The sequence below is a fragment of the Paenibacillus pinistramenti genome, from assembly GCF_005869875.1.
In the GTDB taxonomy this organism is placed as follows: Bacteria; Bacillota; Bacilli; order Paenibacillales; family Paenibacillaceae; genus Fontibacillus; species Fontibacillus pinistramenti.
Window position 1 is genome coordinate 130,833 of the sequence record NZ_VAWG01000009.1, and the last position, 22,110, is coordinate 152,942.

Consider the following 22,110-nt stretch of genomic DNA (forward strand, 5'->3'; position numbering starts at 1 on the left):
CCTCACTTCCCCTGTTTAAAAATGAATTTGCTCAAATGGGGTCATTTCATCCTGCACCAATGAAGCCGGCCCTCTGCTGGACTGCTCGACCGTAAACCGGAATCTTGACCCGAGATGCAGGGCTTTATACTTCTCGATAGGCACGTTATTCTCGTCATAAGCAACGCCTCTGCAAAGCATCATTGGGGCGCCCTGCTCGACTTGGAGCAGCTCCGCTTCCTCCTGTAAAGCCGCGACGGCCTGGAAAGATTGAGTTGAGCCTTTGGCAGCAATCCCTTTCTTTTGAAATAACACGTATAACGGTACCCCCTCCATATCTTCCTGCAGCAAATCGGAATATAAAGCGCAAGGAATGAAGGATGTCCGGATCGCAAGAGGCTCGTCATTGGCCAGCCGGAGACGAACGATTTCGAATACATCGCTGCCCGGCTTGATCTTCAGCTCTGCAGCCAGTTTATCCGGAGCCTGTATCATCCGGCTGCTGATTAATTTCGCATGATGGGTGAGTCCGCTGGCCACCATCTCCTCCGCAAAAGTCCTGAACACATTCGCGTTTCCCGTGATGACAGGAGAAGAGACAAAGGTGCCCAGCCCTCTTTTCTTAATGAGATACCCCTCCTGCACCAGCTCCCCGAGCGCCTGTCTGACCGTAGGGCGGCTAATGCCATATTGCTCGACCAAATCCAGCTCCGAAGGAATCTTCTCCCCTTTCGCCAACACGCCGCTGTTAATCTGATTCAATATCGATTCCTTGAGCTGGGAATAGTAGGGAAGCTTGCTGTTCAGATCGATCATCAGTCATCAACTCCCTTCAGAAAGATTGGGGATTACAATCGGTTTTCTGTCTGATTGCAGCGTGAGGAAGGACACGAAAATGACAAGGCCAAATGCGCACAATAACCAAACTGCTCCGTCGAAGGAGCCTTTGAAGAAATCAATGATCAGCCCCATGCCGAGCGGCGCCGCGAAGCCGGCGACCTGAGCGCCTATATTAACCAGACCTACAGCCGAGCCGCTTGTTTCCTCCGGCAGATGTTTAAGCGGAAGGCTAAAGATAATGACAGACAGGAACGCAGAGAACACCGGAATTAGAGATTGAAAGAAAATAACTCCTATGACCGTTTCTGCATGGAACATAAGGTAGACGGTGATTGCAAGGCCGATTCCGCTGAATGCTCCGAACCATTTTTGAGCGCTGCTCTTCACTTTATCAATAACCACCCCGACAGCCAGGAAAAAGATAACTCCCGTCAGGGCAGGAATCATTTGCAGCAGTCCGAGAGAGGAAATACTGATTCCCCGTTCCTTCACCAGATATGTGGGAATCCAGGAGGATGTCCCCCAGCTGATAAAGCCATAGCCGAAGGAAGCGGCAACAAGACGCCAAATTAGTGGAGTTTTTAATAACCGTTTAAAGCTGCCTTTTGTCAATTTTTCCGTAGATGAGGTCTGGGCTTCTGGTCTCCTTGCTGAATTCTGCTCTCCCGGGTTCAAGAAAATCCAGTAGAGAACTGCAATGCAGAGACCGCATCCTCCAATAACGGTAAACATTGTTCTCCAGCCCAGCTGAACAAGAAACACACTCGTTAATATTGGTGCAATAACCCCGGCCACCGTCATGGCGGACAGAAAGATCGACATTGCACGGGAGCGCTTATTCTCCTCGATCGTCGTCGAGATTAATTTTGAGCCTGCAGGGAAGAAGCTTCCCTCCGCTACCCCGAACAGGAACCTGATTACCAGGAGTGCCGTTATTGACCAGGCCAACCCGGTTAAACCGGTAAACAGCGAGAAACCGACAATAGAGATAAACAGCACAATCTTTTCACCAAAACGGTCGGACAACCAGCCGCCGGGAACCTGCATGATGGCGTAGCCCAGGAAGAAAATGCTGAGAATGAGGCCGCTGGCAGAAGCGTTCATGTGGAACTCGTCGGAGATTTGAACAACGCCATAGTTAATGACAAACCGGTCAAAGGAAGAGAACAAGTTCCCCAGGAACAGCAACGATATAATTAATTTGGAATTCTTTAATACTGCCGCTTTGCTCAAACGCGATTCCTCCTCTTATAGGCTTATCATGGAATAATTCAAGCTCTGATTCTATAATTTTCGTATTTCACCTGACCGCCAATAATGGTGTAAAGAATGGAAATGTCTTTGATCTCCAGCGGATTAACCTTTAGCGGGTCTGCATCCAACACGGCGAAATCCGCCCATTTTCCCACTTCAATGCTTCCTGATTCCCGCTCCTGAAAATTAAGTCTCGCTCCGTCAATCGTCATCGCCCTTAACGCCGAAAGAGCATCTATTCTCTGTTCAGGCCCCAGTACCCGCCCTTCGCTGGTCATTCGATTCACGGCAGCCCAAATCAGGAACAGAGGCGAGATCGGCGTGACCGGGCAATCCGAATGAAGGGTAAGCAGGATATTCCGGCTTGCGGCGTCCCGGAGGGGACTGATTCTCTTCGCACGCTCCGGGCCAAGGAAGATCTGCTCGTGACGCTCTCCCCAGTAATACACATGATTAATGAAAAACGATCCCGCCACGCCCAGCCGAGCCATGCGATCCAAATCCTGGACTGTGGCCGTCTGGACATGCTCAATCCGGTGACGGTGATCCGGTCTGGGAAAGCGGGTTACCGCATATTCGTAAGCCTCAAGAATGGAACCAATCGCCCGGTCGCCGTTCCCGTGTGTGGCGATCCGAAATCCGCGCTTGTGCAGATCGGCTGCTTCTTCATTAAAGGCCTTTTGATCATGAAATAGATCTCCATACAATTTTTCATCGCAAAAATAAGGTTCTCTTAAAGCGCCTGTTAACCCTTGAATCGACCCGTCCTGGAACATCTTCGCACTATCCAGGCGGGCCCTTCCATTGGAACGTTCCCTAATTTCTTCGTCTAAACGTTTGGCGTCATAACCGGCATATGCTCCGTTGTTCCCGAGCAGCCAGTGCATAATCATCAGCTGCATGCGCATAGGAATAACTCCTTGCTCAGATGCCTTCAGCATGACGGTTAACATGCCGGGGTCCGGAATGGCGGCATCCGTATTCGTTGTTATGCCTTGTGCGACGTATTCCTGTGCCGCCTCACCCAGCTGCTTGATGAAAGCCTCTTCGCCGAGAGCCGGGATGACTGCATGTATAAGCCCCATTGCCGGATTCTCATACAGCACACCATTCAATTGTCCATCATCGTTTCGGCCGAAGTTTGCACTTCCTCCAGCTTTGTCGTCATGAATACCTGCAAGTTCCATCGCCTTTGAATTGGCTGCGCCGATATGCCCGCTGATATGTGTGATCATGATCGGATGGTCTAGTGACGCTTGATCCAAATCAAAACGGGTTGGATGACGATGATCCTCCAGCAATGTATCATCGTATCCAAAGCCCTGAATCCATTGTCCTGCAGGCGTTACCCTTGCTTTCTCACCGATAGCGTTTATCAAATCGGCAATCCGTTTGTTTTTCGGACTCCCGCAATCAACGCTATCCTTGGTATAGCCGCACTGCAGAAGATGGTTGTGTGTCTCGATAAATCCCGGAATTAAGGTTGCTCCCTTCAGATTCAGGATTTCCGTCTGTGCAGTAATGTTGACCTCGCGGCGCGGCGGTTCCGGCTGACTCCAAATGCCGCTTATCCGGCCATCTGTGACTGCTACCGATCCTGCAATCCGGTTCGCACCGTCCAGCGTCAGCACGTTGGCATACGTAATCAGCAAATCAATCGGTTTCATGAGACTGCCCCCTTCTCCCATTCCATTCATTTGTCCTATCATAGTGATGTCTTTACAACAGTAATTATAAAAAATTGCGGTTCCCCGTCCGGTTATGTGTCATATAATCTGACATTCTTTTTCGCTTCAGTTCATTCTTGATCTCCGTCGTTTTCGTTCCGTCTTCGAGCTGGTTGGCGATTTCCATTAAGACTTCCACATCGGCGAACGAGTACTTCCGGTTACCTGTCGATGAACGCTCTGGAAAAATCAGCCCCCGCTCCTCGTAATAACGAATTTTCCGTGCGGACAATCCGGTCAATTCACATACGGTCCCAATTGCAATCACTTTCTTATCCTTGAAGCTTCCACTCCCAGTCATAAGTAAACACCTCTTTAGGAGAAATGTGAAATAATCCGATTTTTAATGTCACTTATTATTACATGGCAGTATTTAGGTTGTATAGAGATAAAACTTTTTTAAGTGATTCAAAAAAAATAAAATGGATGTTTTCTAGGGCGTGTATGCAAACTATAAACTCCTTGTATTGGGGTGATCGTTTGAAAGATAAGACGATACTAAATGCAAAAGCTTCTCTCGAGTTGAATCTCGGGAGAAGCTTTTTAATATTTTACAAATATATGTTTTAATTCCATCTGATAGGTTTAATATCTTGCTGTCGTCCGACCAATATATTAAATTTATGGAGGAATTATGAAGAAATTCAAGCCATATCTTTAGTTGTGTTGCTCTTTTTGGTGTGTGGTTCTTATACTTACACAGGTTCTGTATCAGCGGCTTCCGAACAAGAAAAGGAATATAACTTGGATGAAATGGGGATTGACGCTATTCAACTTGGAGAAATCAGGGAGTTTATCAATCAGCCAGGCAATACGATTATTTTTAAAGGCAGTGAGATTGATAAATTGTCTTTATACAGACATCTATTTGAACCGCTAAATATTCCCCTGTTTCTTGAAAATGAAGGATTTTCAGAGGTTCATCCGGACGCACAACTTAGCCAGGACAGCAGCTCAGCGGAAGGGGAGCCTAGTATTGTTATTCCAACAAAAACGACACTTATTGCGGTTTACAATGCAAATGGGAAAATAACTGTTCTGCAAAATGACGAGCCTATCAGCCAAACACAAGCGGCTAAGGCAAAAACATCGGCGACAACAAATACTGAAAGCTCATCGATAGAGGCTTTTAGAACGGACATGGACGAAACATTTAATAATAATAAAATAAGCGTATTTGCTGCTTCAACAGAAACGCAAGGGGATTTGATGACCACCATTCGTAAACAGTTTTCAGTCAACGGTACTTATACGCCGCCTGGATCCTCTTCCAAGACTTATGTGGCTGGCAAAGCGACTACAGATTATTTAATCTACAGGATACAAATCTAATATTAGAACCAACTCGAGTACAAATAAGCTGATTAACTGGTCTCCTTCAACTACGAGTCTTGATTTTGATTCTAATCAAAGGCAGTTTCAAGTTGGCATATCTGCAGCAGCTCAAGGTATTTCAGTATCCTTTAACTATACATGGCAAGGCAGCTCTTCTGTCAAACTACAGGGAACGGGAGATAAGAACACCGGTTTGACAACTTCCTTTGTTTACAAAAATGGTTCCTCTATCGCTGGAAGCAGCTTTACATTTGGTCATGGAGCGCTTATCAGTACAACAAATAAAGTGCTGTCCTTCTCTTCCAGCCATCAATTCAGAAATGAGAACATGTACCAAAATCCTGGAACATATACCTGGTATTCTACCACGGCAACCAATTTGTCCTATGCAGGATAATTGAAGAATATAATTAAATTATACTTCGGACGAAATGAGTGACGATATGAAGAAGCTACTACTTGGCTGCACCCTAATCCTGTCGAGTGTCATGATCGGATGCACGGGCTTTCTGATTTCAGCTTTACGCTCAGTGCAAATTGCCGCGGACAGCATTACGCTTCCTGTTTCCTTTAAATACAGTATCTTTAATCTGAATTTCTTCTGGTTTCTGATTCCTCTTCTTCTGCTGATTGCGGGTATTTATTTCGTTTATACTGCTGCCGGGGAAGATGAATAACTCCCTTTAGGCTTTTGGCACCAAGGGTAGAGGCTGCTCATGAGTTTGAAATCATGAGCAGCCTCTTTTTTTGCTTCTGTACATTTGCAAGACATCACAGCTAATCACTTTTCTGGAAGCGCATAGAGTTTGTACATTTGTGTTTGGCATCAATAATCAAGGGGGAATCAAAATGGAATTAGTACAAAAAATCAGTTTCTTAATATTCTCTCTGTGTTGGATGAGCGGCGTGGCTGGCGGCGTTTCGTTATTTCCGATTGGCGTTCTGAACAATTTATGGGAAACCCGCATCCCTTGCCCCACAAGGCATCCGAGCCATTTCCGAGGGAAAATCGGGATAATAACTCGTGTCTTCTCATGTCAGCTATCGGGCCGAAAAACTGGAGAGGAACTGGAGCAATTGTGAACGAAACAGAATAAAATTGGTGTTCAGATGGGCAGGTTTAAAGACAGGGGAAAGGCTGGGATCAGGGTCATGAATGCCTGGAATTAGAGCCCGGGTAAAAGCCTGAGAAAAGCCCTTCCACATCCCCTAAACCCTTGATCTGCCTGAAATTCCGCTTGAGTAAATATTCGGGATGCATCAGAGAAATGCTGTTTTTGTTCGCCGCAGATGAAGAGAAAAAAGACTGAGAAATGCTGGGGAATTACCCTTGCATTTTTCAGTCTTTCGTCATTTTGAGCAGCTTATATTTAATTCAGAGATAGTTCATTTATCATCAGCACAATTCTAGGCTACCTGAAATCCCGCTGCCGCGAAGCCTCAAACAGCAGCACCGAAGCCGCCATCGCCACGTTCAGCGACTCGGCCGAGCCCTTCATCGGGATAATGACCGCATCATCCAGCAGCTCCAGCGTGTCCTTGGACAGGCCCGCGCCTTCGCTCCCGAACACCAGCCATCTTGGCCCGGTAAAATCATATTCATAGCAGCTGCGCGCCGACTGAAGGCTGGTTCCCGCGATGCGGATCCCCCGCTCTTTTGCCTTCGGCAGCAGCTCCTTCAAATCTCCCTCCACAATAGGCAGGTGAAAAAGCGAGCCCATCGTCGACCGGATCGCCTTCGGGCCGTACACGTCCGCGCTGCCGCGGCCGATGACCACGCCGTCCGCGCCTACAGCATCGGCGCTGCGGATGATCGTGCCGACGTTCCCGGGATCCTGCACGCCGTCAAGCACCACAACCAGGCTGTCCTTCCGCTCGAACAGCTTGTCCACCCCCGCCTTCTCCTTGCGGATTACGGCAAATACAGGCTGCGGCGTTTTGGTATCCGTACATTTGGCTAGTACCGCCTCCGAAACGCCGATCCACTCGACGCCAAGCGAATCGGCCGCCGCACGGGCCAGCTCGGAAGGAATCCCGCGCTCAAGCGAGAAAGCGACGCATTCGATATCCGCTTTGGCCGTCAGCGCCTCCTGCACCAGATGAATCCCTTCCACGATAAATTTGCGGTGCTTATCGCGGTGCTTCTTCTCCAGCAGCGAACTCCATTCCTTGACCCTGCTGTTTTGCGTTGATTCGATTTGCATAACTCACTCACGGCTCCTGCTCACAAAATGTAACGATTGCTTATCGCCCGGTCAATTCCGCTGCGTCACTGCCATTTCCAGCTTCATCAAATCTTCCTTGTGGCCGACAACAATCAGGATATCCTCACTGCCCAAACGTTCATGGGCATCCGGAGAAATGTCCATCTTGCTGCCGCCCTCCTTCTTGATGGCCATGACGTTGCAGCGGTATTTGGCGCGGACATTCAGCTCAATCAGATTTTTCCCGACCATGGAAGGGGTGGCGCGCAGCTCGAGAAGGCTGTATTCGTCCGAGATTTCTATGTAATCAATGATATTCGGCGACGTAAGGTGGTGAGCCACCCGAAGGCCCATATCCCTTTCCGGATGGATGACCTTGTCCGCACCGATCTTTTGAAGCACTTTCCCGTGCAGCTCGTTCTGCGCCTTGGCTACGATAATTGGACCTCCCAGATCCTTTAGAATCAGGGTAGTCAAAATGCTGGCCTGAATATCCTCGCCAATCGCCACCACGACCACATCAAAATTCCGGATGCCAAGCGCGCGCAGCGCTTCTTCATCCGTCGAATCTGCTGAGACCGCATGCGTAACGATATTGGATACCGCCTGGGTCCGGCTTTCATTTGCATCAATGGCAAGCACGTCAAACCCCATCTGGCTAAGTGATTTTGCTATGCTAAAACCAAACCGTCCCATTCCAATGACGGCAAACTGTTTCTTTGACATCTTCTCACCCGCAGTTCATATGACATTCAGCTTAGTATAACATAACCCGTTTATTACTTGAATTACAGCGGCCCTTAAGGGGCACATTATAACCGCTGCCCTGATCCCTTGGTCCAGACAAAGCGACCACCCCCGCTTTCTGCCGGAGAAGGAAGAGCAGGCCAGCCAACCAGTTGCCTAAGCTTAGCTTACCCCAATAAGCGACAGCTGAAAGCTTTACTTCGAACCATGAGGAGGAATTACATCATGGCTATTATGATGAGCTTGAGGGAAGCGGTCATTCACAAGATGAACGGCAATAATCTTGATGGCCTGAAGAGTATGATTGACGGATCCGTCGACGCCCAGGAAGCGGCTCTGCCCGGTCTTGGCGTAGCTTTCGAGCTGATCTGGAAAAATATCGACTCGGCCAAACAAGATGAACTTGTCGCCGTTTTGGACAGCGCGTTAAAAGCTTCTTCCAAATCGAAGTAACAAACAAAATCCCTCATCCGGCCTTAAACCGGGTTGAGGGATTTGTTGTTTTTTGTTCGTTTATCCTTGCCGTTATCTTTGACCACTGTATTTTGTCCACTGTTTTTTTATCCGCTGTTTTTTATCCACTGTTTTTTATCCACTGTTACGGCGCCACTTCCAGGAATTTCGCTTCCGGGAATTTCTCCATCGCCGTCCGCATGGCGTATTCATTTTCAAAGAGCACAACATCATTGCCCTTCTTATCCTTCACCAGCACCGAGTTAATGCGGAACTTGGATGCGTCAATTTTATCGGCAATAATCCACCGTGCGAACTGGTAAGGCATCCGCTGGAGCTGCACATCGACTCCATACTCGCCCTTCATCCGGTACTCAAACACCTCGAACTGGAGCTGTCCGACTACACCGAGCAGAATATCGTCAAAGCTTACTGTACGAAAAACCTGAATCATGCCTTCCTCCGTCAGCTGATCAATTCCTTTCTGGAACTGCTTCGACTTCAGGGCATTTTTGATGCTGACCTTGGCGAAGATTTCCGGGGAGAACGTCGGCAGTTCATCGAATACGATTTCGCTCTTCTCGCTCAAAGAATCTCCGATCCGGAAGATTCCCGGGTCAAACAGACCGATAATATCGCCCGGGTACGCGACATCCACAATATCCCGGTCCTGGGCCAGGAACTGCTGCGGCTGGGACAGCTTGATGTCTTTGCCGGCCCGCACATGCTTGACGCTCATGCCTCGTTCAAATTTGCCGGATACGATGCGCAGGAAAGCGATGCGGTCCCGGTGAGCCGGATTCATGTTCGCCTGAATTTTAAAAATATATCCGCTGAACTTCTCGTCCGTCGGCTCGACCAGTCCGGCCGTGCTCTTGCGCGGTTCCGGCTTAGGCGCAAGCTCCAGGAAGTTCTCCAGGAAGGTCTGCACACCGAAGTTGTTGACCGCACTGCCGAAGAAGACCGGCGTCAGCTCGCCGCGCATGACTTTTTCATAATCAAACGGATCGCCCGCTACATCAAGCAGCTCCAGATCCTGGCACAGCTGATTGTGCAGATACTCTCCCGCAAGCTCGCCGATAACCGGGTCCTCGTAGCTATCCACCTTCTTGACCTGAATCGTAGAGTGATCGTCACCCTGGAACAATTCCACCTGATTCTTCATACGGTCGTATACGCCGGATAATTCGCGGCCCATTCCAATCGGCCAGTTCATTGGCACAGAGCGGATGCCCAGAACGTTCTCCAGCTCCTCCATCAGGTCAAACGGGCTGCGGCCTTCACGGTCGAGCTTGTTGATAAAGGTAAAGATCGGAATGCCGCGCTTCGCGCACACCTGGAACAGCTTGATCGTCTGCGGCTCGACGCCCTTCGCAACGTCAATCAGCATGACTGCGCTGTCCGCTGCCGTCAAAGTCCGGTAGGTATCTTCACTGAAGTCCTGGTGGCCCGGTGTATCCAGAATATTGATTCGATGTCCTTTATAATCAAACTGCATGACCGAGGAAGTAACGGAAATTCCCCGCTGCTTCTCGATTTCCATCCAGTCGCTTGTCGCATGCTTGCTGGCTTTTCTGGCCTTAACGGAACCGGCAAGACGGATGGCGCCGCCGAACAGCAGCAGTTTTTCGGTAAGGGTCGTTTTACCCGCGTCGGGGTGAGAGATGATCGCAAACGTCCGGCGTTTGTCAACCTCTTGCTGCAGCTCCTGATCCAAAGCTTTGTTCATTTCTTCACTGTTCCCTTCATTCCATAAATAGTGCGCACGCAAACGGATCAATTTCACCAACACCATCTCTTAATGAAATTGATGCACATATGCACATATTGTACCATACTTCGAGGTTGACAAGTAGACAACGTTTATAAGCCGCCAAGCCGTTACGCCCAAATCATCCGGATATAGATTGCATAAGCATATGCTCGTGTTGACTGCGCCGGAGCCTTCTCATTTGCGCAAAACATCCCCATACGATTAACGTATGAGGATGCTTCCATAAGGGTTATTGATCAGCCTGCAGCTTCATCAGCCTTGTTTCAGGGCTTGCTCCAGAACTTGCTCCAGAACTTGCTCCAGGGCTTCTTAATCCGCCGCCTCCCAGACGACGTTGTCTTCATCCTGCCCGTTCACCGGCCACCACTTGAAGCCGTCTTTCGCAAGCAGCTCTTCCGTTGCTTTAGGTCCCCATGACCCGGCAGGATACGCTGCCAGCTCAGGTGTTCCTTCTTTCCAGGCCTTCGCAATTTTGTCGATGAAAGCCCAGGCTGTAGACACTTCATCCCAGCGGGTAAAATAAGTCGAATCGCCGTTCGCGGCATCATGTATCAGACGCTCATAGGCTTCCGGAGAGTTGATTCCGACCAGACAGCTCTGGCAGAATTCCATCGCTGTTGGTTTGATCTCTGAATCCGTACCCGGATTTTTGGCATTAATCTTGATGTAGATGCCCTCCATCGGGTTGACCCGGATCACCAGAAGGTTAGGCGCAAGAGCATGCTTCTGGCCAAGATAAACCGTGGTCGGCATATTCTTGAACTCCACCACGATTTCGGTTGTTTTGACCGGAAGACGCTTGCCCGTACGGATGTAGAACGGCACACCCGCCCACCGGAAATTATCGACCCACAGCCGTGCGGCGAAATATGTCTCCGTATTGGAATTTGGATCTACCTTCTCTTCTTCGCGGTATCCAGGCAGCCGCTTCCCTTTGGCTTCGCCGGCGGTGTATTGGCCGCGGACCACATTTTCAGCCACTTCCTCGTTGGTGTTATAGTGGCGGAGTGAACGCAGCACCTTCACCTTTTCATCCCGGATGTCCTCCGGCAGCAGGCGGCTTGGCGGCTCCATCGCGATCATGGTCAGCATCTGCAGCATATGGTTCTGCCCCATGTCCCGCAGCGCCCCTGCGTGGTCGTAATAGCCTCCGCGCTCCTCAACACCTACGGTTTCGCTTAAGGTAATCTGCACATTCGCAATATGCTTGTTGTTCCACAGCGGTTCAAAGAAAGCGTTAGCGAAGCGGATCACTTCAATATTCTGAACCATCTCTTTGCCGAGATAGTGGTCAATGCGGTAAATTTCTTCTTCCTTAAATACTTCATTCAGCTCTTCGTTCAGTTTCTCTGCTGAAGGCAGATCATAACCGAACGGCTTCTCAATCACCAAGCGGTGCCAGCCTGTGCTGTCCAGCATGCCGCCCTTTTGCAGGTTAAGAGATACGTGGCTGAACAATTCAGGCGCAAGTGCCAGATAGAACAGCCGGTTGCCCGGAATATTAAACTTGGCTTCCAGGGCTTCTGTCTGCTGCTTGAGCTCCTTGTAGCCATCAAGATTATTGATATCCAGCGATTTGTATTCAAAATGCTGGACGAACCGGTTCCATTCTTCTTCATCCTTGATGCGGTACCGGCAGAATTCCGTGATGGATTCCCGCAGATCGCTGCGGAACTCATCCGGTGTTCGCGGACGGCGCGCGACGCCGATTACGGCAAAATCCTCGGATAATTTCCCTTCCCGGTACAAGGAATAAATTGCAGGGTACAGCTTGCGGTGTGCCAAATCTCCGGTAGCTCCAAAGATAAAGAAGGTTGTACCCGGAGTTTGCAGCGTTTCAACATTTTGATTATCAGCCATGGCTCCTCATTCTTTCTATAGTGGATTAGAAAATGAAATACTGCCTGCCTTCCAAAAACATTGATGATGCCCATTCATTTACGTGAAGTATTTTAGCATATCCAACATGGGGATTCCATCTTCTTCCTCCCAGTGAACCCCCGCCATGCAGCCCTTCCCGTTCCCGATTAATATTCAATCGTCAGCATTGGCGAACCGATGGACACTTCCTGCCGCCCTGTCACCGTATCGGTGTGAACGCCCATTTGGAGTCCGGCCTTCCGGCCGTCTATCAGGGTAGTTATGCCAAACGACGGCACCTCATAGGTCCGGGATACTGTGGTTCCATCCTCAAAGGAATCTACTGCGGACGCGTGAAGCTCCTTCGCCTCCTTTTCCATCAGACTGAGCCGGTTAACAGCTCCTGCGGAAGAAGTGCTGTCTTCAGATGGCTGCAGATCCTCGCTGGAAAGCGGGGCCAAACCCTGCACAGAGGCATTCCATTTGGCTTCCACGCCGTTATCCAGCAGCACGCTTCCCGCCTTCTCCTGAACACGGAGCAGCTCAGCGCTGTCCGAACCATCCGCATTTACACGGCAAATCACATACAGGCTGCCATCAACTTCCGTTACAGAAAGTTTACCCACTAGCCGGCCCATTAACCCCTCTGAGGCAAATACGTTGTGCCCCTGAACCGGTTCAAGCTTAGGCAGAGGCAGTCCAAGCTTCTCCGCCAATTGCTCTGCCGCCTGCTCCGCTGTAAGCCGGGTATCCCAGGCACCCTGCCATTTTACAACTGCATCCAGCCTGCCGTCCGTCTGCTTCTCCCCCAGCTTCAGCAGCTGCTCCAGCTGCTTTGCAGCCATCCCGACCTGTTCTTTCCCGTCAGCGGCTGATTCGTGCTTCACCCCGGCAGGACCAAATCCGACGATGAACAGGAGCACTGCGGTCAAGCTTATCATAAGAGCTATAATCATAGCGGAATGACGTATTTTCATGGAAAAGTCTCCTCCCGGTCCAGCGCGACCATCCATCCGAATCCGTAATCGCGGCTAGCAATCTATGAGACTATCATTGACCGGTTTAAGAGAATCTATTCCTGAATCGCCGGTAATAAATCAAAAACCGCCCGGAAGACCCAGGCGGCCGCGAAACTCTATTAGACTATTATACGAAAAACAGCTCCGTTCCTGCCTTTATTCAGCAAGACCGTTCTTATAAGCATAAATAGCCGCCTGCGTGCGGTCCTCAACCCCAAGCTTGGCTAAAATATTCGTCACATGGAATTTGACCGTCTTGACGCCGATAATCAGCTCATCCGCGATGTCCTGATTGGACTTCCCTTGAGCCAGCAGCCGCAGCACGTCCATCTCCCGTTCAGTCAGGTCCTCATGCGCCGGGGCGGCCGGCTTCGGCTGGCGGAAACGGTTCATCATCTTGGACGCCACCTGGGACTCCAGCACCGACTGGCCGCGGGCGGCCGCGCGGATCGCATCAGCAATTTCCGTTGCACGCGAGGTCTTCAGCAGGTAGCTGAAGGCGCCTGCTTCGATGACCGGATACATTTTCTCATCATCCAGATAGCTGGTGAGCACAATGACCTTGCAATCCGGATACAGCTTAAGCAGCTGGCGGGTGGTCTCAATGCCGTCCATACCTTCCATAACCAGGTCCATCAGCACCACGTCCGGCTTATATTCCGTAGCCAGCTTAATTCCCTCTTCACCGCTGCTGGCTTCCCCGACAACTTCGATTCCATCCTCCGTGCCCAGCACGGCAGCAAGCCCAATCCGGACCATTTCGTGATCATCCACCAGCAGAACTTTAATCGGTGTTTCAAGCTCCATCCTGCTCGCCTTCCTTTCTATCCTCGATTCCCATTAGCAGCGGAACCGTAATTTCAATTCTCGTGCCTTTGCCCGGCGCCGTTATAAATTGAATGGACCCGCCGACCTCGCGTATGCGCTCCTGCATGTTGGACAGGCCGTAGGAGGCCTGCTTCGCTTCATCAAGCTCAAACCCTACCCCATTGTCCCGCAAAATCACCCGCACCGAATCGCCCCGCCTAAAGATCCGGATCTCCATTCTGTCCGCTTTCGCATGCCTGAGCGTATTGGACATCGCCTCCTGAATAATCCGGAACAGATGATTCTCGATGCCCTTTACCAAGCTTAAATCGCTGTCCATGTCCAGCACAATCTCCATCGGAACCTTTGTCTTGAGCTCGCGGACCAGCTCCTCGACACCCTGCGTCAGCTCTTTGCCCTCCAGGTAAACGGGACGCAGATGCAGCAGCAGGGCGCGCATTTCCGACTGGGCAACCGACGCCATCTCTTCAATCAGCTCTACCTGTCGCTGCGCTTTATCAAAATCCTTCTCCAGCGTCCTTCCGACCGCCGTCGCCGTCATCGAAATCGCAAACAGCTGCTGCGATACTGCATCATGCAGCTCACGCGCCAGCCTCTGCCGTTCCTCGATGATCGCCGACACCCGGGCCTGCTCCGCCAGCTGGGCATTGTTCGTCGAGAGCCGCTGCAGCGAGGTCACCTGCTCCTCCCAGCGCTTGCCGATCCTCTCCAGCTGCTCGCCTAGCTGTCCGACCTCATCTTCGCCAAGCTTCGGCACCGTCCGCGACAAATTGCCTTTCTCCCATTGGACAAGCGAAGTCCTGATCAGATCCAGCCTGCGTTTAATCCGGTATACGTCATAGAAGCCGTAGGCAGCCCCTAAGCTGATCAGCACAACCGCAAGCGTCCCCCCTGCAAACAGCCCCTGCTTCCAGGACCCCTTGAAATTCAGATAACCATATGTATTGAGCACATACAAAATGACTGCCAGTAAGAAGAAAGACAGGAGAATCCCGTCCCGCATACTGCGTGAAACGATGTTCACCGGCTTTTTCCTTTTCATCGGATCAAGATCCTCCTGTCAATTGTTAACTCTTATATCCACGTCCCCAACGAGATAGGAGACGATTATTTTTATTTTTTGTTCGCTCTGCTCATAATTCGGAGACCGCCAGTGAACGCGGTTCATAAGGCCCGTTTCTGTCTCCCGCCCCAAGCCGATCCGGCCAAAGAAGACAAAGGCGTCAATTTCCAGTCCATAATCTTCAGACAGCACAAGATCCAGGTCGCCGACGAGCCCCTGAAACATCAAAATATTGTCCCCGTCCTCCACAATCGCCAAGGTCAAATCCACATCCAGCTCGCCCAGCACATGCAGCATGCCGACGTTCCGCAGCGTCCACGGATCACGGTCCCAGTGTATGCTCTGAACGAAATTGTGGCGCTGCACGTAATCCTTGGATGGACGGGCCTTCTTCGCTTTGAAATAGAAGACCAGGAGCGCGATAAACGCTATGGTTAACACCAGCAGCAGATGATCCAGCAAAATAATCCCGCTGCCTGCCGCCAGCAGAATATATCCCGTCTTGACGTCTTCGCCCTGACGAATCTTATACACTCCATACACCAGCAGAACAAGTGCGGCAATTGTAAAGAAGCCCATCCCTTTAGCAGCCATAAGAGCGATGCCGATAACAATCAGCGCAATTGCTCCTAACCGGGTTCTGTCTTTCATGCCGCACCTCCTCTGGCTGTAAAATGTTAATGGCATAACTGTAGAAAAGCCATAGCGGCACGACATGCGTCCGTATGGCTCCTCTGGCCGTACAAGCGGCTCGCCCCGTCTGCCGGTTCTATACCAGCAGCACAGGGCAGCCTTGCCTGTACAGCATAACATATTTACGGATGTTCCTGAATAGCTTATTCTTGCGCGTTATCAGACGGTTTTGCCGCTCCGCCGTTCAATTTCGACTTGAGCGCGTTCAGCTGTTCCTCGACTTTCATCTGCTTCTCGATATCGACCGGATTTGGCGCGTAGAGGCTGCTGCTTCCACTGCCGCTGTACGGCGTCCGCATCACATCGGCTTCGGCCTCCATCTGCATGATCTTCTCTTCCATGCGCTGGAATCCGAGAGACGCGCTGCCGCTTTCAATTGTATGCAGGCTGCTGATAGAAGACATCTGCTTCTTCGCTTTCGCCATTTGCGCGCGGGATACCAGTTCATTGCGTTTGTTGCGCAGTTTGTAGAACTCATCCTTCATCTCGTGAAGCTGCTGCTTCAAATCCTGGGCGTGAAGCTCAGCCTGGGCATGCAGATCATAGAATTCAGTCTGCTTCTGATCGTAGTAGATCTTCTCTTCCAGCAGCTTGCGGGCGATCTCCTCCTGCCCGTTTGCCAATGCGGCTGCCGCCTGGCTTTCACGCTGAGCGGAGATGCGGGCCGCTTCATCCAGACGCTGCTTCATGCGGCGCTCATTGGCCATCTGTTTGGCTACTGTTACCTCAGCCTCACGGATTTCTGCCTCCATATCGCGAAGGTATTGGTTCAGCATCACAATCGGATCTTCCACTTTATCCAGCAATTCGTTCACAGAGGCTTTCGTAATATCTTTAATTCGTTTAAATACTCCCATTGTTATTCTTCTCCCTTCTCTTGCTTCCCATTTTCATATTTCGCCAGCTTCGCCCGAAGCTCATCAAGCTCCTTCTGCATGGCTTTCTTCTCAATATCGCCCATCATATAATCAAGGTTTGACTCATCCATCCGCCCAAAGCCGCCGGCCTGGGACCGCTGCTCGCTGCCAAAGTGCGGCGGTCTTGGCGGAGTATGCGGTTCAAAAGGTCCACGTCTGCCGGAAAAACGCTGCTCAAAGTCACGTTTAAACTCCTGATGAGAGAACCGGCGGTCGTTATCATATCTGCCGTTTCTTTCGCCTGATCCGTATCCCGGGCCCGGAGGATAATTGGAATTCCAGCCTCCGGTGTGAAACGGATCATGCGGCTGATACGGCTCCTTAGATACCACAAGAGAAGCAATCAGGTAGAGCAGGATAACAGCCCCGCTTGTAAAAGGAATGGCGATCACGAGCAGCAGCCGCAGAATGCCTGCACTAATGCCGAAGCTTTCCGCAAGTCCTCCGCACAGCCCGGTAATCCACCGGTCCCTGCGCGATCTATATACTCTGCTCACAGCCTTACACCCCTTCCTGACGATTCAGCTTCTGCTTCAGCCGCTCAAGCTCGCGTTCCAGTGTGGATGACGCATTTGAACTGCCAAAAATACTGCCCTGCCCGGCGCTTTCGTTTCTTCTCAGCTCACGCAGGCTTCTTTGCTCCCATTCCATATCGGAGACCCGGTCTTCCAGTCGCCCGAACATTTTTGGAACGTCCCGCTCGGCTCCCATCCGCTGGTTCATCCGCTGCTGAAGCCGCAGCGTCTCCATCCGGGCATAGTAATATTGACGTTTGCTGTACACCGTCTGATATTCCGTTTTGAGCTCGCCAAGCTGAAGCTCAAGCTCCTGCAGAGATTCAAAGCTTTGGTTGTACAGCTCCTCGTACTGCTGGAGCTTCTCCTCGTACAGCATTTTCTCCTGCAGAGCCAGCTTTGCCAGATGCTCTTCCCCGGCCTTCAAGGCCAGCAGCGCCTGCTCTTCTCTCTTACCGCGCATGGCCTTAGCCTGCTCAACCTGCCCTTTTAAATTCCGGGTATGCGTCGAATACTGCTGATACAGTCTTTCTGCCTCTGCAATTTCCTGACGGGTTTCATACAGGAAGCGGTCAATCATCTGCACCGGATCCTGCGCCTGCTCCAATCGCTCATTCAAAGTAGCTACCGTAATATCTCTTACCCTGCGAAAAACACCCATTTTGAACTAACCCTCCTAACTCTTCAGCTGCATCCGTCATTTCTCTCACTTCATCATTTTCGCCAATTCCGTCATCTTCGCCGTTAACCGTGCCTTCTGCCCTTAAATAAGGAGATTCCGTACAGCACCACCATAATGCCGATAACCGGTACAATCAGCCATGCAAGTTTCGCAATCAGCGCAAGCACCCCGATCGCAAGCACGATCCATCCAAAGAAGGCATTGCCTCTTCGAATGCCGTAGTACCCCAAAGCAATCATCGCTACCGCGAATATCAACCCGAAGAAAAATCCGAACAAGTGACCGAGCAGCGGGGTAAACTTCCCAAAAATGATCAGCACCCCAATGACAATCAGAATTACCGCAAGTCCTTTAGATCCGCCGTTTCTCATCTTGTTTCACCGCCTCTCCTTAACGTTTAACCTTATGTCTTTATTCTAAGCGTCAGCGCCATTTTCCAAAACAGACCGCGGGCGGTTTTTGAACCTGGACCAAAGTCGAGGATCGTTTAAGACCGGAAGCGGACTAGCAGCCATCCTCTGTTCAGCTCAAATTCCATCCCCCCTTTTTGCCCGTGCCCACTTCATTTTCCTAATCAAGCCTTCTCTTGCCTTCTCTTGCCGCAAAAAGTCCTCTCTTCCCCCAAAAAAGGTTTACATGAACTTAAATTAAACTTATACTTCATGTATAAGGATTCGCGAACAGCCGAATACATACAGCACTACTGGAGGAGCCTGTCACTGACGGGCTCTTTTTGTCTTTTTCAGCTTGGTCTGTATGGCAGTCGCATCCTATGGAGTATTCAGATCATAATTGAGGAGGTTGTTATGCACGCTCAAGCCTGGTGGGCCGTGGCCATCTTTTTGATCACCTATGCCCTCATCATCAGTGAGAAGATTCACCGTACAATCGCTGCCATGTTAGGCGGCATTGTACTCATCGTATTCGGGATTCTAAGCCAGGATTCTGCTCTGGAGCATATCGACTTTAACACGCTGGGTCTGCTGATCGGGATGATGATTATCGTCAATGCAGCTGCTGAAACGGGGTTGTTTAAGTTTATCGGCCTCTGGACAGCCAAAAAAGCCGGCGGACGCCCTATCCGCATCCTCTGGATGCTGGCCGCTGTCACAGCGCTTGCTTCCGCCTTTCTGGACAATGTAACAACAATTATGCTTATTGTTCCGGTAACGTTCAGCATCACCCGGCAGCTTAAAGTCCCGGCCTTTCCTTTTATATTTACGCAGGTTATGGCTTCAAATATCGGAGGAACGGCAACCCTGATCGGAGATCCGCCAAATATTATGATCGGCAGCAGTGTCAAAGAAATGACCTTCAATGCCTTCCTGGTCAATTTGGCTCCCATTGTCCTGATCATTCTGGCCGTAAGCATCGGGCTGTTTATTCTTATTTTTCGGAAGCAGCTGGTTACCTCTGAGGACAACCGGAAAAAGCTTATGGAATATAACCTGAACGGCATTATCCATGACCGGCCTCTGCTTGCAAAAAGCTTAAGCGTGCTCGCTCTTGTCATTATCGGCTTCTTCCTGCATGAGGCCCTGCATCTGGAATCTGCGACCGTTGCCTTGGGCGGCGCCTTCATCCTGCTTCTTCTAACCGGAGAAAATATAATGGAACGCGCCTTCCGGTCCGTTGAATGGCCGACCTTATTTTTCTTTGTGGGCTTGTTTGTACTGGTGGGCGGTCTCGTGGATACAGGCGTGATCGGTAATCTTGCTGATCATGCCATTTCACTGACAGGCGGAGACGCGCTTGCCGGAAGCATGCTGATCCTTTGGCTCAGTGCCCTGGCCTCTGCTTTCCTGGACAATATTCCATTTGTCGCTACAATGATCCCCTTGATCCAGGACATGAATCAGCTTGGTGTCCATCCGATTGAGCCGTTATGGTGGAGTTTATCGCTAGGCGCCTGCCTTGGCGGCAATGGTACTCTGATCGGTGCCAGTGCCAATCTGATTGCAGCCGGTTTATCCGCTAAAGAAGATGAGCCGATCCGCTTCCTTACCTTTTTAAAATACGGCTTTCCCCTAATGCTTATCTCTGTCGCCCTGTCTGCAGCTTATATTTACTTACGTTACTTTTAATAGAACAGTCAGCTAGCTGTCTAACTTTATCTCTCCAAAAATCAGACGCTTGGTTTGAACGATAATCATACTTCAAACAAGCGTCTTTCTTATTGATCTAATCAAGTGAACTGTTAAAGCACACAAAAAAAGCTCTTAAGGTATTATCCCTAAGAGCTTTCCTTGTATGTATGCCGGTGAAGGGACTCGAACCCCCACGGTTTCCCTCACGATTTTGAGTCGCGCGCGTCTGCCAATTCCGCCACACCGGCTTAATAATAGAGTGTAAATGGCGTGCCCTAAGAGATTCGAACTCCTGACCTTTTGATTCGTAGTCAAACGCTCTATCCAGCTGAGCTAAGGGCACAAATTATGATTATAAAATACTGGAGGCGCCACCCAGATTCGAACTGGGGATAAAGCTTTTGCAGAGCTGTGCCTTACCACTTGGCTATGGCGCCATAAAATGGAGCGGACGACGGGAATCGAACCCGCGACCCTCGCCTTGGCAAGGCGATGCTCTACCGCTGAGCCACGTCCGCATAAAATGGCTGGGGATATAGGATTCGAACCTATGCGTGACGGAGTCAAAGTCCGTTGCCTTACCGCTTGGCTAATCCCCAACACTGTTTCTAAAGTCAAAAATGGGGCGATCGATGGGACTTGAACCCACGAATGCCGGAGCCACAATCCGGTGCGTTAACCCCTTCGCCACGACCGCCATAAAAACTTGCATATTCTGTTCAAAAAATGGCAGGGGCAGCAGGAATTGAACCCACACTAACGGTTTTGGAGACCGCTGTTCTACCTTTAAACTATGCCCCTTTAAAACTGGTGGAGGCTGATGGATTCGAACCACCGAACTCGTCAGAGAACAGATTTACAGTCTGCTGCGTTTGGCCACTTCGCTAAGCCTCCAGGCTAAAAATGGTGCCGGCGAGAGGACTTGAACCCCCAACCTACTGATTACAAGTCAGTTGCTCTACCAGTTGAGCTACACCGGCTTATTTAATTTTCTAAATGGTGGCTCGGGACGGAATCGAACCGCCGACACGAGGATTTTCAGTCCTCTGCTCTACCGACTGAGCTACCGAGCCTAATAAATGGCGGAACCGACGGGATTCGAACCCGCGATCTCCTGCGTGACAGGCAGGCATGTTAGGCCTCTACACCACGGTTCCACAGCCTAAGGTATTGCATTTGATCCCTACAAAGTAATCAGAATTTGCTGTAAGGCACTTCTTCACTTTTGGGGATAAATTGCGGGGGCAGGATTTGAACCTGCGGCCTTCGGGTTATGAGCCCGACGAGCTACCGGGCTGCTCCACCCCGCGTCAGTTATAAAATATTCATTTGAATAATGGTGGAGGCTGAGGGGATCGAACCCCCGACCCTCTGCTTGTAAGGCAGATGCTCTCCCAGCTGAGCTAAGCCTCCGAATTGAACACAATATCTATTATACCATATTCAATCTTATTTAGTCAACTTCTTTAAAAGTTGATAATGACCCGTAGGGGATTCGAACCCCTGTTACCTCCGTGAAAGGGAGGTGTCTTAACCCCTTGACCAACGGGCCATGCTATGAGATATCTATGGCGGAGAGAGAGGGATTCGAACCCTCGAGACGCTTGTGACGCCTACACGATTTCCAATCGTGCTCCTTCGGCCAACTCGGACACCTCTCCATATGGCTCCCCGAACAGGACTCGAACCTGTGACAACTCGATTAACAGTCGAGTGCTCTACCAACTGAGCTATCAGGGAATATAAGTTTCAGATGTTTGATCACCTGAAAACTGGATACGAAACATTCATCTGCGAATTAGCCCTTACTCCGTTCCGGGGTCCCCGAAAAGTAATCGGAATTACCTTCGAAGTCTCACGTCACTTTTTGGGGTATCTTTCTGGGCCCCGCCAAAGTACTCGGAATCCGCTTCGTCAGCTTTTTCTTCACTTTGGTGGGTACTTTTTTGGATAAGCCCTCGACCGATTAGTACTGGTCAGCTCCATGCATTGCTGCACTTCCACCTCCAGCCTATCTACCTCGTCGTCTTCAAGGGGTCTTACTAATTGGGAAATCTCATCTTGAGGGGGGCTTCACGCTTAGATGCTTTCAGCGCTTATCCCTTCCGCACTTAGCTACCCAGCTGTGCTCCT

At 50.4% G+C, this 22,110-nt stretch carries 20 protein-coding genes, 16 tRNA genes and 1 rRNA gene; 4 read left to right on the forward strand and 33 right to left on the reverse strand.

The window, feature by feature from the left end:
• Positions 1–15: 15 nt before the first annotated feature.
• The 4 genes from FCN15_RS12295 to FCN15_RS12310 form a co-directional block, all read right to left on the reverse strand.
• The gene (locus FCN15_RS12295) at positions 16–795 is read right to left on the reverse strand and encodes a GntR family transcriptional regulator (RefSeq protein ID WP_138495301.1); all 780 of its coding nucleotides are present in this window, start codon (positions 793–795) and stop codon (positions 16–18) included.
• A gap of 6 nt (positions 796–801) precedes the next feature.
• Positions 802–2,052 carry an MFS transporter gene (locus tag FCN15_RS12300; protein WP_138495302.1) on the reverse strand — a complete coding sequence of 417 codons (1,251 nt, stop codon included), beginning with the start codon at positions 2,050–2,052 and terminating at the stop codon, positions 802–804.
• Positions 2,053–2,090: 38 nt separating this feature from the next.
• Positions 2,091–3,740, reverse strand: coding sequence for an amidohydrolase (locus FCN15_RS12305; protein ID WP_138495303.1), 1,650 nt, complete (start codon positions 3,738–3,740; stop codon positions 2,091–2,093).
• A 64-nt stretch (positions 3,741–3,804) separates the two neighbouring features.
• Positions 3,805–4,101: a MerR family transcriptional regulator gene (locus tag FCN15_RS12310; RefSeq protein WP_138495304.1), complete on the reverse strand. Its 297-nt coding sequence runs from the start codon at positions 4,099–4,101 to the stop codon at positions 3,805–3,807.
• Between the two features lie 362 nt (positions 4,102–4,463).
• Between FCN15_RS12310 and FCN15_RS12315 the strand changes: the two genes are divergently transcribed.
• On the forward strand, positions 4,464–5,132 hold the full coding sequence (locus FCN15_RS12315) for a hypothetical protein (protein ID WP_162515352.1): 669 nt from the start codon (positions 4,464–4,466) through the stop codon (positions 5,130–5,132).
• A 434-nt stretch (positions 5,133–5,566) separates the two neighbouring features.
• A complete protein-coding gene (locus tag FCN15_RS12320; protein WP_162515353.1) occupies positions 5,567–5,812 on the forward strand; it encodes a hypothetical protein in 246 nt (81 codons plus the stop codon).
• 735 nt (positions 5,813–6,547) lie between these two features.
• Here the strand turns inward: FCN15_RS12320 and FCN15_RS12325 are convergent.
• Together FCN15_RS12325 and FCN15_RS12330 are read right to left on the reverse strand one after the other, a co-directional pair.
• Positions 6,548–7,339 carry a TrmH family RNA methyltransferase gene (locus tag FCN15_RS12325; RefSeq protein ID WP_138495307.1) on the reverse strand — a complete coding sequence of 264 codons (792 nt, stop codon included), beginning with the start codon at positions 7,337–7,339 and terminating at the stop codon, positions 6,548–6,550.
• Between the two features lie 51 nt (positions 7,340–7,390).
• Entirely contained in the window at positions 7,391–8,065 is a 675-nt protein-coding gene (locus tag FCN15_RS12330; protein WP_138495308.1) for a potassium channel family protein, read from the reverse strand.
• 246 nt (positions 8,066–8,311) lie between these two features.
• On the opposite strand from FCN15_RS12330, the gene sspI reads away from it, so the two are divergent.
• On the forward strand, positions 8,312–8,539 hold the full coding sequence (gene sspI, locus FCN15_RS12335) for a small acid-soluble spore protein SspI (RefSeq protein WP_138495309.1): 228 nt from the start codon (positions 8,312–8,314) through the stop codon (positions 8,537–8,539).
• Positions 8,540–8,684: 145 nt separating this feature from the next.
• On the opposite strand, the gene FCN15_RS12340 is transcribed toward sspI, so the two are convergent.
• The 10 genes from FCN15_RS12340 to FCN15_RS12385 all read right to left on the reverse strand — a co-directional run bounded on the left by FCN15_RS12340 (position 8,685) and on the right by FCN15_RS12385 (position 18,261).
• Positions 8,685–10,268, reverse strand: a complete 1,584-nt coding sequence (locus tag FCN15_RS12340; RefSeq protein ID WP_138495335.1) for a peptide chain release factor 3 — start codon at positions 10,266–10,268, stop codon at positions 8,685–8,687.
• A 354-nt stretch (positions 10,269–10,622) separates the two neighbouring features.
• A complete protein-coding gene (gene zwf, locus FCN15_RS12345) occupies positions 10,623–12,173 on the reverse strand; it encodes a glucose-6-phosphate dehydrogenase (protein WP_138495310.1) in 1,551 nt (516 codons plus the stop codon).
• A gap of 167 nt (positions 12,174–12,340) precedes the next feature.
• On the reverse strand, positions 12,341–13,150 hold the full coding sequence (locus FCN15_RS12350; RefSeq protein WP_162515354.1) for a hypothetical protein: 810 nt from the start codon (positions 13,148–13,150) through the stop codon (positions 12,341–12,343).
• Positions 13,151–13,348: 198 nt separating this feature from the next.
• The gene (locus FCN15_RS12355) at positions 13,349–13,999 is read right to left on the reverse strand and encodes a response regulator (protein ID WP_138495312.1); all 651 of its coding nucleotides are present in this window, start codon (positions 13,997–13,999) and stop codon (positions 13,349–13,351) included.
• Entirely contained in the window at positions 13,989–15,062 is a 1,074-nt protein-coding gene (locus FCN15_RS12360; protein ID WP_138495313.1) for a sensor histidine kinase, read from the reverse strand. Before FCN15_RS12360 ends, FCN15_RS12355 begins: the two co-directional genes overlap by 11 nt.
• A gap of 18 nt (positions 15,063–15,080) precedes the next feature.
• On the reverse strand, positions 15,081–15,734 hold the full coding sequence (liaF, locus tag FCN15_RS12365) for a cell wall-active antibiotics response protein LiaF (RefSeq protein ID WP_138495314.1): 654 nt from the start codon (positions 15,732–15,734) through the stop codon (positions 15,081–15,083).
• A gap of 185 nt (positions 15,735–15,919) precedes the next feature.
• Positions 15,920–16,633: a PspA/IM30 family protein gene (locus tag FCN15_RS12370; RefSeq protein WP_138495315.1), complete on the reverse strand. Its 714-nt coding sequence runs from the start codon at positions 16,631–16,633 to the stop codon at positions 15,920–15,922.
• A gap of 2 nt (positions 16,634–16,635) precedes the next feature.
• On the reverse strand, positions 16,636–17,190 hold the full coding sequence (locus FCN15_RS12375) for a PspC domain-containing protein (protein ID WP_138495316.1): 555 nt from the start codon (positions 17,188–17,190) through the stop codon (positions 16,636–16,638).
• A gap of 4 nt (positions 17,191–17,194) precedes the next feature.
• Positions 17,195–17,869 (reverse strand): PspA/IM30 family protein, encoded by a 675-nt coding sequence (locus tag FCN15_RS12380; protein ID WP_138495317.1) that lies wholly within the window; start codon positions 17,867–17,869, stop codon positions 17,195–17,197.
• 83 nt (positions 17,870–17,952) lie between these two features.
• Positions 17,953–18,261, reverse strand: coding sequence for a hypothetical protein (locus FCN15_RS12385; RefSeq protein ID WP_138495318.1), 309 nt, complete (start codon positions 18,259–18,261; stop codon positions 17,953–17,955).
• A 435-nt stretch (positions 18,262–18,696) separates the two neighbouring features.
• On the opposite strand from FCN15_RS12385, the gene FCN15_RS12390 reads away from it, so the two are divergent.
• Positions 18,697–19,974, forward strand: a complete 1,278-nt coding sequence (locus FCN15_RS12390; RefSeq protein ID WP_138495319.1) for an ArsB/NhaD family transporter — start codon at positions 18,697–18,699, stop codon at positions 19,972–19,974.
• A 171-nt stretch (positions 19,975–20,145) separates the two neighbouring features.
• Here the strand turns inward: FCN15_RS12390 and FCN15_RS12395 are convergent.
• The 17 genes from FCN15_RS12395 to FCN15_RS12475 all read right to left on the reverse strand — a co-directional run.
• Positions 20,146–20,225, reverse strand: a tRNA-Leu gene (locus FCN15_RS12395).
• Between the two features lie 18 nt (positions 20,226–20,243).
• Positions 20,244–20,320, reverse strand: a tRNA-Arg gene (locus FCN15_RS12400).
• A gap of 20 nt (positions 20,321–20,340) precedes the next feature.
• A tRNA-Cys gene (locus tag FCN15_RS12405) sits at positions 20,341–20,414 on the reverse strand.
• Positions 20,415–20,420: 6 nt separating this feature from the next.
• Positions 20,421–20,495, reverse strand: a tRNA-Gly gene (locus FCN15_RS12410).
• A gap of 6 nt (positions 20,496–20,501) precedes the next feature.
• Positions 20,502–20,576: transfer RNA gene (locus FCN15_RS12415), tRNA-Gln, on the reverse strand.
• Between the two features lie 22 nt (positions 20,577–20,598).
• Positions 20,599–20,674: transfer RNA gene (locus FCN15_RS12420), tRNA-His, on the reverse strand.
• Between the two features lie 30 nt (positions 20,675–20,704).
• Positions 20,705–20,778: transfer RNA gene (locus tag FCN15_RS12425), tRNA-Trp, on the reverse strand.
• Between the two features lie 7 nt (positions 20,779–20,785).
• Positions 20,786–20,871 (reverse strand) — tRNA-Tyr (locus FCN15_RS12430).
• Positions 20,872–20,881: 10 nt separating this feature from the next.
• Positions 20,882–20,957: transfer RNA gene (locus FCN15_RS12435), tRNA-Thr, on the reverse strand.
• A gap of 17 nt (positions 20,958–20,974) precedes the next feature.
• Positions 20,975–21,050, reverse strand: a tRNA-Phe gene (locus FCN15_RS12440).
• Positions 21,051–21,057: 7 nt separating this feature from the next.
• Positions 21,058–21,134, reverse strand: a tRNA-Asp gene (locus tag FCN15_RS12445).
• Between the two features lie 79 nt (positions 21,135–21,213).
• A tRNA-Met gene (locus FCN15_RS12450) sits at positions 21,214–21,287 on the reverse strand.
• A gap of 27 nt (positions 21,288–21,314) precedes the next feature.
• Positions 21,315–21,390: transfer RNA gene (locus tag FCN15_RS12455), tRNA-Val, on the reverse strand.
• A 67-nt stretch (positions 21,391–21,457) separates the two neighbouring features.
• Positions 21,458–21,529, reverse strand: a tRNA-Glu gene (locus FCN15_RS12460).
• A 17-nt stretch (positions 21,530–21,546) separates the two neighbouring features.
• Positions 21,547–21,638, reverse strand: a tRNA-Ser gene (locus FCN15_RS12465).
• 3 nt (positions 21,639–21,641) lie between these two features.
• Positions 21,642–21,717: transfer RNA gene (locus FCN15_RS12470), tRNA-Asn, on the reverse strand.
• Between the two features lie 206 nt (positions 21,718–21,923).
• A 23S ribosomal RNA gene (locus tag FCN15_RS12475) occupies positions 21,924–22,110 on the reverse strand; the annotation flags it as partial.

Bases quoted from the DNA above. Each gene is read 5' to 3' on its own strand.
- FCN15_RS12295 (WP_138495301.1), bottom strand. From the start codon at position 795: ATGATCGATCTGAACAGCAAGCTTCCCTACTATTCCCAGCTCAAGGAA.
- FCN15_RS12305 (WP_138495303.1), bottom strand. From the start codon at position 3,740: ATGAAACCGATTGATTTGCTGATTACGTATGCCAACGTGCTGACGCTG.
- FCN15_RS12310 (WP_138495304.1), bottom strand. From the start codon at position 4,101: ATGACTGGGAGTGGAAGCTTCAAGGATAAGAAAGTGATTGCAATTGGG.
- FCN15_RS12320 (WP_162515353.1), top strand. From the start codon at position 5,567: ATGAGTGACGATATGAAGAAGCTACTACTTGGCTGCACCCTAATCCTG.
- FCN15_RS12325 (WP_138495307.1), bottom strand. From the start codon at position 7,339: ATGCAAATCGAATCAACGCAAAACAGCAGGGTCAAGGAATGGAGTTCG.
- FCN15_RS12330 (WP_138495308.1), bottom strand. From the start codon at position 8,065: ATGTCAAAGAAACAGTTTGCCGTCATTGGAATGGGACGGTTTGGTTTT.
- sspI (WP_138495309.1), top strand. From the start codon at position 8,312: ATGGCTATTATGATGAGCTTGAGGGAAGCGGTCATTCACAAGATGAAC.
- FCN15_RS12340 (WP_138495335.1), bottom strand. From the start codon at position 10,268: ATGAACAAAGCTTTGGATCAGGAGCTGCAGCAAGAGGTTGACAAACGC.
- zwf (WP_138495310.1), bottom strand. From the start codon at position 12,173: ATGGCTGATAATCAAAATGTTGAAACGCTGCAAACTCCGGGTACAACC.
- FCN15_RS12350 (WP_162515354.1), bottom strand. From the start codon at position 13,150: ATGAAAATACGTCATTCCGCTATGATTATAGCTCTTATGATAAGCTTG.
- FCN15_RS12355 (WP_138495312.1), bottom strand. From the start codon at position 13,999: ATGGAGCTTGAAACACCGATTAAAGTTCTGCTGGTGGATGATCACGAA.
- FCN15_RS12360 (WP_138495313.1), bottom strand. From the start codon at position 15,062: ATGAAAAGGAAAAAGCCGGTGAACATCGTTTCACGCAGTATGCGGGAC.
- liaF (WP_138495314.1), bottom strand. From the start codon at position 15,734: ATGAAAGACAGAACCCGGTTAGGAGCAATTGCGCTGATTGTTATCGGC.
- FCN15_RS12370 (WP_138495315.1), bottom strand. From the start codon at position 16,633: ATGGGAGTATTTAAACGAATTAAAGATATTACGAAAGCCTCTGTGAAC.
- FCN15_RS12380 (WP_138495317.1), bottom strand. From the start codon at position 17,869: ATGGGTGTTTTTCGCAGGGTAAGAGATATTACGGTAGCTACTTTGAAT.
- FCN15_RS12385 (WP_138495318.1), bottom strand. From the start codon at position 18,261: ATGAGAAACGGCGGATCTAAAGGACTTGCGGTAATTCTGATTGTCATT.
- FCN15_RS12390 (WP_138495319.1), top strand. From the start codon at position 18,697: ATGCACGCTCAAGCCTGGTGGGCCGTGGCCATCTTTTTGATCACCTAT.